The sequence below is a fragment of the Pilibacter termitis genome, from assembly GCF_900167335.1.
GTDB lineage: Bacteria > Bacillota > Bacilli > Lactobacillales > Streptococcaceae > Pilibacter > Pilibacter termitis.
The window spans coordinates 1-12,802 of the sequence record NZ_FUXI01000001.1; the positions used below are offsets into that span (position 1 = coordinate 1).

Annotated in this window: 5 protein-coding genes and 1 tRNA gene; all 6 read right to left on the reverse strand. The window is 41.9% G+C overall.

Going from position 1 to position 12,802, the window contains the following annotated elements; all coding sequences use genetic code 11:
* A partial coding sequence (locus tag B5D30_RS13035) for a DUF6531 domain-containing protein (protein ID WP_144399423.1) occupies window positions 1–7,469 on the reverse strand: 7,469 nt, incomplete at its 3' end.
* Window positions 7,470–7,486: 17 nt separating this feature from the next.
* The gene (locus B5D30_RS00060; protein WP_078805982.1) at window positions 7,487–7,894 is read right to left on the reverse strand and encodes a hypothetical protein; all 408 of its coding nucleotides are present in this window, start codon (window positions 7,892–7,894) and stop codon (window positions 7,487–7,489) included.
* 255 nt (window positions 7,895–8,149) lie between these two features.
* Window positions 8,150–8,235, reverse strand: a tRNA-Leu gene (locus B5D30_RS00065).
* A gap of 135 nt (window positions 8,236–8,370) precedes the next feature.
* Complete coding sequence (locus tag B5D30_RS00070; protein ID WP_078805983.1) at window positions 8,371–9,063, reverse strand: fructose-6-phosphate aldolase; 693 nt, start codon at window positions 9,061–9,063, stop codon at window positions 8,371–8,373.
* A gap of 502 nt (window positions 9,064–9,565) precedes the next feature.
* Window positions 9,566–10,354: a glycyl-radical enzyme activating protein gene (locus B5D30_RS00075; RefSeq protein ID WP_078805984.1), complete on the reverse strand. Its 789-nt coding sequence runs from the start codon at window positions 10,352–10,354 to the stop codon at window positions 9,566–9,568.
* Between the two features lie 10 nt (window positions 10,355–10,364).
* The gene (locus B5D30_RS00080) at window positions 10,365–12,704 is read right to left on the reverse strand and encodes a formate C-acetyltransferase (protein WP_078805985.1); all 2,340 of its coding nucleotides are present in this window, start codon (window positions 12,702–12,704) and stop codon (window positions 10,365–10,367) included.
* Window positions 12,705–12,802 lie beyond the last annotated feature (98 nt).

The following is a 12,802-nucleotide window of genomic DNA, read 5'->3' on the forward strand; positions in this document are numbered from 1 at the left end:
CTCAAGTTGGTCTTGAGCTTCCGGGCTTTTTCCGTGTAATTCCCTTTTAGGATTCGGTTGCCCAACGCGTCATACACATAGAAAATCTGTTTGCCCCATGTCGAGCTTTCCTCCGTCAGTCTGCCCTCTACGTCATAACGATAAAGCGTGACTTCACCGTTGGCACTTTGTTTTTTGCTGACGTTGCCATTGTTGTCGTACTCATAGGTCGCCCCGCTCTCGCCTGTGATTTCGTTCAACTGGTTGTCTGCGTTGTGTTTCCATTCGCTTATCCCCTTGAACTGACCGTTCACGTCAAGTCTTGTTGCCACACGGTTGCCTACGTTGTCATAGAAATACTGCGTGACTCGGGTTGTGTTCCGCTCTTTCTCTGTTACTTTGACAAGCTGATCTTCCTTGTCGTACTCATAGCTACGGTCAAGTTTGAGTTTTGGATAATTCAACATTTCTCGTGTCAAATTGCCATTTTCGTCATATTCGTAGGTTTGTTTCGACAATTCTTTGCCTGTGGTCGAGAGAATCTTCGATTCACTGACTTCGCCTGTCGGCAAGTAGCTGTAAAGAGAAGTCGTGCCGTCTGCGTGCTGAATCTTCGTGATTTGTCCCATACCGTCATAGCTATACTCGGTGACTTTGCCTTTATCGGTCACTTTCGTCAGCTGGTTTTTCTGGTCGTATTCATACTGGACGTTCGTGCCGTTCGGGTATTGTACTTGCGTTCTGCGACCATACGCATCATAGACATAGTGGACTTCGCCCATGTCACTGGTCGTAGCTTGAGTCAAGTCGCCAAATTGATTGTACGTGAACGTCACCTTGTGCTTGCTTGGGAGTTTCTCTGCCAATTCTGGCACTTCATCTACTTCGCCAAAGTCCACCTCTTGCGTTTTCTCTGCACTGGTCAAACGATTCCCGTCATCATACGTATACACAAAATCCTGTTGTTTCATGCGTTTGCCGATTTGACGGTTCAACTCGTCATAACCGTAAATAATCGACTCCCCACTCGCTTTTTTATTCTGCGTGAGTTGACCGTCCAAGCGATAACGGAACGTTTCCTTACGACCATTCGCACTGGTCAGGCTTTCCAATTCCCCAGTTGGAGAATACTCCATAGTGGTCGTGCCATTATTGGCATCCGTGATGTTCGTGAGGTTGTCTTGTTCGTCATATGCATAGTGTGTCGCTTTCCCTAGGCGGCTCGTCGTCGTGGTCAAACGATTGGCTTTGTCGTAGGCAAATTGTTGCTTATTGCCCTTGGCATCCATGATGGCTGTCACATTGCCATTGCCGTCATGCGTTTGTTGGGTGGTAAACCCTCGCTCATTGGTCGACGTTGCCAATTGATTTCGCTCGTCATAGGTTTGTTTCACCATGCCATGGTTGGCATTGGTCGTCTGCGTGACTTGATTGTTTTGGTTGTACGCAAAACTTGTCGCATACTGGAGGGGATCGATTTCTTTGAGCAGATTGCCCACCCCGTCATACTCGTATTTCGTCACCGCTCCAGTTGGTGCGGTCAATTCTTTGACATTCCCCAATCCGTCATACACGAGCTTGGTCGCATTGCCTCGCACGTCGATCATCTGGGAAATTCTATCCAGATTGTCATACGTGTACGATACGTTCGTTTTATCTGGATACGTCAATTTTACCAGTCGCCCTACTTTATCGTAGTCGTAGCTTGTGACTTGCTTGCCAGACTTCACTTCTTTTACGACTTGACCATACGAGTCATACGAAATCTCGCTCAGAGGTTGTTTATGCACATTGTCTGTGGTTTTGATCAATTGTGAATAGGAATCGTAATGGTAGTTCTTCACATACCCTTTCGCATTTTCTTCACTTTTCAAGGTGCCGTCTGCATGGTACGTGTAGCTTGTTTTTGCCCCTGTTGAGTCAATCGCTTCAAGTAATTGATTTTTCAAATCATACGTGAAGTGACTGGTACGCTGAAGTGGGTCTGTGGTTTCGATTAGATTGTTGGCTGGGTCGTATTTGTACGTAGTAAGATTGCCTTTAAAATCACTCTCGCTTACTTTTCGACCTGCTGCATCATAACTCGTGGTTTGTTTGAACCCTTTGGCATCCACTGTTTCAATCCGTTGATTCAACGCATTGTATGCATACGTGGTCGAATGCCCTTCGCCGTCCACTTCTTTGATGACATTGCCGTTGCCGTCATAACTGCGTTTGGCAATGGCACCATTGGCATCTTTCGTTTGGGTCACTCTGCCCAATGCATCATAGGCAAACGTAGTTTTTCCACCATTTTCATCTCTGACTTCGGTCAGTTGAGAAAGGGCGTTATACGTGTAGAATTTGTCTTTGTTTTGTGCATTGATTTCACGCACGAGGTTGCCGACGTTGTTGTATTCATATTTCGTCACGCCATCATTCACTCTTTTGGCTTCGATCAGATTTCCTCGAGGGTCATAACGGTTTTCTTCGCTCACTCCTTGGGGTTTCGTGGTTTTAATGACTCTCCCCAGTGCATCTTGTGTGTATTCCGTCTTGTTCCCTTGAATATCTGTTGCACTCACCTTTTCGCCAAAACGGTTGTAGGTAAAGCGTTCGACTCGGTTTTGACTGTCGGTAATACTCGTCAAATTGCCTGAAATATCATACGTGTAACGTTCTTTTTGCTTGGTCGTATCTTCCACTTTCGTGAGACTCCCTGCTTTGTCATACGAATACGTCGTGACCACACCCATTGGGGTCGTTTCTTTGATGAGCTGATGAAGGAGATTGTACTCATACTTCGTCACACGACCAATGGTGTCGGTGAACGTCGTCACATTGCCTACTTCATCATACGCAAAGCGTGAAACGTTCCCCAGTGGATCCGTGACCGTTTTGATTTCACCTGTTGGGGTATAAGCATAGGTGGTCGAATTGCCCATCGGGTCAATTTTTTCTACCACTTGCCCATTTTTGTCATAACGGTATTGTTCAATGTCACCTGTTGGGGCGATTTTGGTTTCCAGTAAGTTCTGCTTGTTGTAGGTGTATCGAGTTTCTTTCCCACTTGGGTCGATTTCTTTGAGTTTATTGCCCACGCCATCATACACATACTGATACTGACTGCCGTCCGCAAGAGTTGTCTTGGTTACATTCCCCTCGCCGTCTGTTTCATAAGTCGTTGAATTGCCTTGTGCATCTTTGCTTTCTTTGACAAAGCCTGCCACATCAAAGGTAGTCGTCTCTTCTTCGTTCAACGCATTCCTAGATTTCGTTAAATTGCCACGCACGTCAAAGGTTTGCCGACTCGTGCGGTTCTCACTCGTGTTTGCGACGTTTTCGCTTTTCGCATTGTACGTGTAGGTCGTCTCTCTGCCGTTTTTCTCGGTTTTCTTCGTGAGATTGCCTAAATTATCGTACTCAAAGCACTCTGTCGCATTGTCTGGATACGTAATCTTGACGGGCAACCCTTGGGTGTTGCGAATATAGGTCGTCTTCTCCCCATTCGCATTCTCGCTTTCTATCAAAAACCCATTCATATCATAACGATACGTGGTCACACTGCCGTTGCCTGCCATCTCTTTGGTCAAATTCCCCAACGTGTCGTACTCATACTTGGTGGTACTGCCGTCCGCAAGGGTCAGCTCGACTCGCTGGTTGAGTGCATTGTATTTCATTTTCTTGAGGTTGCCAAGAAAATCACTTTCTTCTAGGACATTGCCGTTGCCGTCATATCGGAACGTTTTCTTGCCCCCTACGGCATTTTCTTCTTGGATCAACTGCCCAATCGCATTGTACGTATAGGTTGTTTGGTTGCCATTAAAATCCGTTTCGCTCGTCTTGTTGCCCTCCGCATCATAACGATACGTTTTGAATTGTCCGTTGAAATTACTTTCTTTCACCAATTCCCCACGGGCATTTCGCTCAAAAGTTTTCGTGTTGCCTTTGCCGTCTGTCTGGGTAAGTAAAAGTCCGTTTTGGTCGTAAGTGTAGCTGAAAATCAACCCCAAAGCATCCGACTCGCTGGCGAGATTGCCTTTATTGTCATACGTGTACGTTTTCGTCTCGCCTTGAGGATTCGTTTCACTCATTTTCTGACCTTGTGCGTTGTACGTGTACGTTGTTTGGTTGCCTGCCTCATCTACTACACTTGTCAAATTCCCTTTCGCATCATACGTGGAAACCTTTTGTTTCCCTTGACGGTTCGTTTCAACAAGGGGTTGTTGGAACGCATTGTACGTAGTGCTTTCACTTGTGCCATCTGGATAGGTTGTCTTCGTCAAATTCCCATAGTGGTCATACACATACGTTGTTTTTTGTCCTTGACGGTTCACGTTTTCAAGTAGCTGATGGTTCGCATTGTACGTATTGGTTTCTTCCTTGCCGTCAGGGTACACAATTTTGGTTGGTTGGAAGTGGTCATTGTAGGTCGTCGTTGTTTTATTGCCGTTGCCATCTGTGGTGGTCGTCCTATTTTTATCATAAGACAGTTTGACCGTATTGCCTGCTGCATCTGTTTGTTCGACCACACGGTTTTGACTATCATATTTGTTCGCATAAATGACGTTGCCGTCATGTCCTTTGTAGCTCGTCATGCGGTGTTCGTTGTCATACTGATACGTGAACGTTTTGCCTGTTGGGTCAACGACTTTCACAAGATTCCCTTGACTGTCATACTCATAGGTCGTTTTACTGCCATTGGGTGTTGTAAAACTCGTCATGTGTCCGAGTTCATCCCATGAAAATTGTACTTTTTGACCATTGAATAACTGAATGTCTTTGACATTGCCTGTTTCGTTGTCATACGTGTAGGTTTTCGTTTGCCCTTGGGTGTTGCGAATAGTGCGAATTTGCCCCATTGCGTTAAACGTGTAGGTCAATTGTTTTTGGGTATCTTCCAAAAGAAACAAACGTTTTTCTACTTCCCCTACCACTTCTTTCGTTTTGACAAGCCTAAAGGGCACCGTGTCTTCTGGTGAATACGTGCCGTTGGCGTTGCGTTGAAAGAAAACTTTGCCTCCGTCCTCTAAACTCAACATCATGCTTTTATCTTCTAGCTGTGTCAACTCAAGAGTAGTGTTCACACTCCAGTTTCGCCCAACAGGACTATCCACTCCTTGCCCCATCGCGTTGTACGTGCGTTTGAGCTGTTCTTCTTTCTCCAAGTCATACCACGTGGCATCGGTCATTTCATAGAGGAAGTTTCCACTGCCTAAGTTAATCGGTTCAAACCCAAATTGACAATGTTTTCCACGTCCCATGGCAAGTGAATCCAAGCGGATTTTCTCTGCTTTTGAAAGCGGAGCTGGCGTATAAGCTTTCCCTGCGTTTTTCTTTGGATTGCGAATGAACACCAAATTGCCTTGCGTCAACAATTCGTCTTTCATATTGTTGTCCCGCATAAAACTTGCACGATGTTTTGTTAAACCGTAAAACGCAAGCAAACGTGGCAACGTGTCTTGGCTTTTGATTTTATAAAGTTGGAAGGTGTCATACGTCTTTTCCGCTTTTTCTGTCGTCCCATTCTTCTCAAACGTGACGGTGGCCTCTACCTTATACAAATGATTTTCTTTTAACACCGTCGTCAACAAATCGTTCGTTTGCCAATTACTCGATAAATCTTTGTATTTTTGGGCATCTTGAAAAAGAACAGGATAATTCGGATACAAATAATCTCGCCCAATCGCTGGATCCATGCCTGAATAAGCGACTTTGTTATCTGTTGTATCCACCACACGATAATTAATTTTCGCATCTGGTCGACCTTTTCCGTCCATGCCTAAGGCGGAAAACTGCACCAAACCGTCATTGTCACTGCGAACAAAGGGACGCAAGGTAAGGGTCGTCTCACGAAGTGGCATATTTTTGTCAATCGGTGGTTTTTCTCTATGGCTCAACACCACATACGGCTCTGCCCCTGTATACCCTTTGCCACCAAACAATTCAGCGATCGAGTAAGGTTTTTCATGTACCGTATTTTTTTGGTTTCGCACAAGTAAGCCATTGTTTGCCAACTCGCCATTTTTCCATTGATTCGCCACAATCGTAAAATCAAAGTCTACCCAACGATTGTTGACATCAATCTTGCCAAGTTTGGTTTCTTTGCCGTCCTCGTATGCGGGAGAGCCGACAGGACTTTTGAGTTGCGAAATAAATTTATCGTAAGTGAGCGTGGTCAAGGAACCGACATTTTTTGTCAAAGGTGCCGCTTCATACACACGTGTCACAATATTTCCTTGGCTATCTTTTGCCCGATCTCCCCAAAATCCTGGTGCACCGATTCGTTTCAATTTCAACGTTGCATTCATGATTTCATGCGTTTTGGCGACCTTTTGAAATTCTGCATTAGGGATATTCAAAATGCCATACGTGATGAAATGTGCCGCACCGTCATCTCCAGATAAATAGCCGTCATCGTAGCCAATCATCATATAATTTTGAAAATAATAAGGCAATTTATCATCATATTGACGAATACTTGTACTCTCCACACCGTGAATCGTAACGTTCGTTTCCGTCATTGCACGCATGGAAACTTTTGCTTGTTTCACTTCTTTCAGTGTTTCTTCTTTGATTCCTGTGACAGAAATCGTGTTGGTTTTCTCGTTGAACAAAAAAGATAAAGGCGTGATAATACTTCCATCTAAAGATTCTAAGGTCGGAGAAGTGATCACCGCTTTGACTTCTTCGCCTTTCAATATCGTCATGCCTATACGATTACTGACCACTTTTTCCCCTTCTTGTAATGAAAGTTGATAGGTAATAGATGTTTTCAGCGTTTCTTCTGAAACAAATTGACTCACCGTTGTCGATTGTGGTTCTTTTGCGACCTCGGTCACGACAGATTTCTCCGCATTGGAAAGCAACACTTTGTCGTCTTTTTTCTCTTCCACTGTCAACGTTTCATTGGGGATAGAGAACGCAAGCACACTTGTTTCATCTGAAATTTTGAGTGGTTGGGTTTCCTCTAATGTTTTCGGCACTTCCACAACAGTTGTATCTTTGAAAACAATCTTTTCCTTTTTCTCCTCCGTCACCGTTTCGATTTCTTGTAAGAGACCGCTCTCATCTTTTTCATGAATCGGACGAGTAAACAAAATCGTTTCCCCTTCGCCTGTTTGTGGATTGACAAACGTTTTGGCATATTCTGTTCGCTCTTGAATGTCTTCTACTTTCCCACTTTTCTCTTCCGTTTCTTTCACTTCTTCAAGCGTGTGTTTCGTTTCTTTTTCAAACGATTGAACAATTTCGTCTGAAATTTCCTTCGACTTTTCTGGAAGAGTCGGCTCTTTTTCATTCTTTACTGAATCATTCAATTTTTCTTGTACATCTTTGGGTAAATCTTTTTCTGTCACTTTGTCTTTGGACGCTAAAGGCTGATTCTCTCCTTGCGTTTCCTCCGTTTGAACATTCGCTGAGATCGGGAGGGCATGCCACGGAAAACTCAACCCAAATTGAAACAACACAACAGAAGAAATGACCCCTTTTTGTAGGATTTTCTTCTTCATTTTCTTCTCCTCATTTCTTATTCTTTCAATTGTTCTTCTTTTTGTTGAATTTCATCATACAACTTCTTGGCTTCCTCTTTCTTTCCATAGTAAAGCGCATAGCCAACATCGTAAATCTGTTTTCCTAATTCTTCATACGTTGTATAAATCTTCTGGTCGTCTTCACTCAAAAGTTTCTTTACCGCACTCCCTCGAGCTGTCGCCCCTATACTTTTGAATTTATTGCCGACTTTCTTCAAGTCCAAGGCATATTCTTTTTGTTGAATGGCACCGTCTGCTTTCATATCCGTCCAAAGTTGATAGTTTTCTTTGAAATCAGTTTCTAGGTTATACACACGAGAGTCAATATCCCCAGCTTTCGGTTTTCCACAAGCCGTCAAAAGCAGACAGAAAGAAAAAAAGAAAAATAAGCTAGATTTTTTCATCTTAATTCACCTCCTTTTAAAAATGAACAGAGAATTTCAATCGTTCAGTATATTTCAATTACAGGGTCTATTTTAAAGGAAAACTAGGGGAATAGCAATGAAAATGGGGAGTTAGTTTTCTTCATTTTTTAGATAAAAAATGTAGGTTAGTTGCTTTAGGGAAAATTAACTATAAAAAGCAACAAAGTTTTTTTGTGTCACGCCAAAAAAAGAAACAAACATTCGCTCGTTTCCTCTAAATCTTTCGTATATCTATGCGGGGAAAGGGACTTGAACCCTCACGTCCGTAGTTGGACACAAGATCCTTAGTCTTGCGCGTCTGCCAATTCCGCCATCCCCGCGACAACAAAAATAATTATAACACAATTGAAAAAGAGTGCAAGTATTTTACATATTTTTTTCAAAAAGAGCATGAGATTACTCTTCTCACACTCTTTCATTTATACAAATACTAAAATCAATGAAAATAATCCAGTTTATAGCTTTTCTCGCAGTGAAGAAACACTACTTCCTACACCGAAAATGGACTCCCAATCTTTTGTGAAATCATCTACTGCTTTTTCGATAGACGGCATGGAAAATGCTTGCTTGAATAAATCAGCTGGTAATGTCGCAGCGGCTGCTCCTTCTTCTATTGCAGCATTGACTTGTTCTACATTTTTAAAACTTGCTGCTAAAATTTTCGTCGTCGAATGTGTACGAGTAATTTCTTCGCTCAACTCATGGATCACTTGTCTTGGATTGATATTGAGGTTTTCCATTCGGTTAAAATAAGGAGCAATATAATCTGCTCCAGCAGCGATTGCTAAATACCCTTGAAATTTAGTATAAATTGCCGTTGCCGTAACGTTTACTCCACGTTTTTTCAGCTCTTTCATCGCCTTTAAACCTACTTCATTTACTGGTACTTTAACGAAAACATCTCGGTCAATTTCTTCTAAAATCGCCTCTGCATCTCTTAGTATTCCCTCATAATCTTTTGCAACCACTTGAACGTGCAACGAACGATTTGCACCGATAATTTCTCTAATTTTTTTCATATGAGCGAAAAAGTCAATTTTCCCCTCTGCTTTGATAATCGTTGGGTTACTTGTTACTCCTGAAATTTCAAGTGAATGAACATATTGCGTTATCTCTTGAAGTTTCGCTGTATCTAACATAAATTCCATTTTTTGTTTTTCCTTTCTGGGAAATCTCGAAGTGATTTCTTATCTTTCAAGTTTTTCATTAAACTTGTGTTCTATGAGGTGCTTTGTGTCTACTGTGTAGCCTCCTGAATGCCTCTCTTTGCTTTTTTGTCTAGCTACAAGAGGCTGAAGTCTGGCAACTGCTCACAATGTCGCTTGCAACTTACGTTGCAAGTAAATAAACGACATGGTTCGCTGTTGCAGACTTCAAAACGCCCCTTGTAGCTTTTCTTTTTGTCTAGCTACAAGGGGCAGGAGCTGGGTCGATGTTCGCAATGCCACCTGAAACTAACGTTTCAGGCAAGTAAATGGCATGGCTCTCTACGACCACCTCCTGAACGCCCCTCTTTGCTTTTCTTTGTCTAGCTACAAGGGGCTGAAGTCTGGAAACTGCTCACAATGTCGCTTGCAACTTACGTTGCAAGTTAATAAACGACATGGTTCGCTGTTGCAGACTTCAAAACGCCCCTTGTAGCTTTTCTTTTTACCCTAACCCTTCGATGTTTACTGTGAAATTAGCTTTTTCAAATAGTTCCTTTATTGCTTGAATTTCCGCTGTTTCAAGCAATTTCGTGTCTTTCATTTTGTATTCCCAGCCTAAATATTCATATTTACTACTTCCATATTGATGAAAAGGAAGTAAGTGTAGCTCGTTTATTTTTTGTTCGATCAAATAATTTCTTATTGACAATAGGTTTTCCTGACTCGTTGTGTATTCTGGAATGAGCGGAATACGTGGAAGTAGTTCTACTGTTTCATTAAAAGAATTGGCGAGTTCAAAGTTTTCTTTGATGAGTTGAATGTCTGAGCCAATCACTTTTTTCGAAAGAGCTTTATCAAAAATTTTCAAATCGAAAAGTAATTGTTCCACATATGGAAGTAAATTTGCCAAACGATCCTTTGGAAAACAGCCTGTTGTTTCTATCGCTGTATGAATCCCTAGACTTTTCATTTCACTTAGAAATTCTTTTGCAAATTCTGACTGCATCAATACTTCCCCACCAGAAAGAGTCACTCCACCGCCAGAAGCACGAAAGAAAATCTCATCTTTCAAGATTTCCTTTGTCAACTCTTCAACGCTGTACCATGTACCTATTGTCTCGCTTTTTCCATTTTTATTCCACACGATCGGTGCGACTTCTTTTCTTGATTCTGGATTGGCACACCACGGACAAGCAAGCGGGCAACCTTTCAAAAACACAATCGTGCGAATGCCTGCCCCGTCATGAATAGAATATCGCTGAATGTTGAACACTAGACCATGAATTTCCATAAATACCCCCTTATAATTCATGCTCCACACGTGCAATAATGTCATCTTGAATTTGCTTGTTTAAATCAACGAAAAACGCACTATATCCAGCCACACGAACCAACAATCCTCCGTATTTTTCCGGATATTTTTGAGCATCTAACAAGGTTGCTTTTGATTGAACGTTGAATTGCACGTGTTGAATTTTTAGCTTGGTAAAAGCCATTAAAAAATCGGCAAATTTATTCAATCCTGCTTGACCAACTAGAGTGTTCGGCTGAAATTTTAAGTTTAGTAAACTTCCATTGACTGTTAAATAATTATCTAACTTGCTGACTGATTTTAAAACAGCAGTGGGACCTAAACGGTCACGAGCAACCATTGGCGACAAACCTCCGTCTGCCAATTGTTCACGAGCTTTTCGACCGTCAGGTGTCGCACCTACCGCCTCGCCTAATGGAATGTGTGCCGAAACAGTATAAGCTCCTGCAATAAATTGTCCTCCACGAGCATTGGTATATTTTTCCAATTCTTTTGCATAATGACGGAACAATTTCATCGCAATTTCGTCCACTTCATCATTGTCATTGCCATATTTGTCAAAATCTTGAATGAGATGTGTCGGTAAGTCGCTATATTTTCCGTCAAAATTGCTCTCCATTGCGTTGACAAATTCGGAAAATGACATTTCTTGATTTTCAAAAATCATTTTTTTGAGAACATAAAGTGAATCACTCAAATTCGCCTCACCAATTCCTTGAACACCAGAAAAATTATAGCGTCCGCCACCATTGGTAACATCTTTTCCGTTTGCCAAACAATCTCGAATAAGTACGGAAAGAAAAGGGGTTGGAGCGTATTCTTTATGCCCAACATCTACAATATTCGCACCACTAGCTACCAACTCAACATAATAGGCAATATCTTCTTTGATAACCTCAAGCAGTTGTTCGTACGTCAGATGTTTCTCATACCGCAATTTATACATGGATAATTCCATAATCCTTAGCAAATTGAATAACGCAATATCATGAAGTCCGTAAGTTCGCCCCGGAATACTCGTTTCTACACAACCAACGGTTGCATAATCTCTTGCATCATCAAGCGAAACACCTTTGCTCAAAAACGCAGGAACGCAGACTTCGTCATTAAATAACTGCGGAATCCCTGTGCCTAAGCGGATAGCCTCACACGTTTTCAGCAAGAATTTTCTTGGGATCAATTCATTCATTCTGACGGATAAATTAGGCTGTGGCAATAAAATTTCATGGTACAATTCTAACATCACGTAAGACAATGGATTGACTGATGAGTGACCATATTCATCTAGTCCTCCTAGCACAACGGTATAACCTGTTGGAAATCCTGCAAAGCATTTCGCACTGCTTTCACTTCTTAGCAAGACTACGTCATTCGTTTTAACATAAAAATCACCTAGCACTTCATAGAGAAATTCTTCACTTTCTCCATTTTCAAGTGATTGTTGATAAAACGGATAAAGATATTGATCCATTCTACCTAGCGAGAGTGAAGAGGCGTTTGACTCATATTGCCCAACAATGCTTGTCATCCATAATAATTGCAATGCCTCGTAAAAACTCTCTGGCTTATCTTGACTTAATTTTCGGCACATTTCCGCCATACGCAGTAACTCATTGGCACGAAGTGTTTCTTCATTTTTTGCCATTTCTTCTGCAAGAGTGGCATATCTCAAAAAATGTCGCTGCATCGCCAAGAAAATCATTTCCCCTGCCTTGTAAAAATCATTTTCTGGTTGTTCACTTGACAATTTCCCCAATAAATCTACATAATACTGCACACCACGAGATAAAATCTCCGGGAAATCCATGATAATATGCCCTTGCCCTTTATCCGTCTGATTGAGCTTAAACACTTCATCTTGCAAAGCCTTTTTCAACTCATCAGTAATTTGAGCTGTAATAAAATCTTTCATTGACTTCCCAGCCCAATACGGGTACAACTCTTCCATATAAACTTTTTTATCCGCCTCGGTAAATTCAAATTGATCTTGAGGGCGACTTTCAATCGTGTCAATTTCTTTGACAATCCAATAAGGATCCATTTCAGGTGAAAGAATCCCAGACCTAGCACGAATGGTACGGTTTCCTACTAATAATTCTCCTGTACGAATGGTAATTTTCACATTATCCAAAATATGTGCAACCGCCATTGCTCGTCGCAAAATAACAGGAAGCCCCTCGGTTTCTTTGTAGGACTCTGTATATAAAATGGCACGTTCAAGAGAAATTTGTCGTTTTTTCTTGAATAAATTCTCTTTCATCAGCTGAATCCGCTCGTTCCCATTGGTGAGAATGGTCGAGAGATTTCTTTCTTTTTCGACTGTCTGCATATGTTTTCCTCTCTGTAACCTCATTTTCGAGGTTTTCTCTTTCGAACTGGATACCTCTAAAAACTCCGTTTGAGTCAAAATTATCAATTAGGGGGCAA

What these genes read in the sequence shown, in the direction of transcription:
- B5D30_RS00075 (WP_078805984.1), bottom strand. Translation starts at nt 10,354, where the DNA reads ATGGAAATTCATGGTCTAGTGTTCAACATTCAGCGATATTCTATTCAT.
- B5D30_RS00070 (WP_078805983.1), bottom strand. Translation starts at nt 9,063, where the DNA reads ATGGAATTTATGTTAGATACAGCGAAACTTCAAGAGATAACGCAATAT.
- B5D30_RS00080 (WP_078805985.1), bottom strand. Translation starts at nt 12,704, where the DNA reads ATGCAGACAGTCGAAAAAGAAAGAAATCTCTCGACCATTCTCACCAAT.
- B5D30_RS00060 (WP_078805982.1), bottom strand. Translation starts at nt 7,894, where the DNA reads ATGAAAAAATCTAGCTTATTTTTCTTTTTTTCTTTCTGTCTGCTTTTG.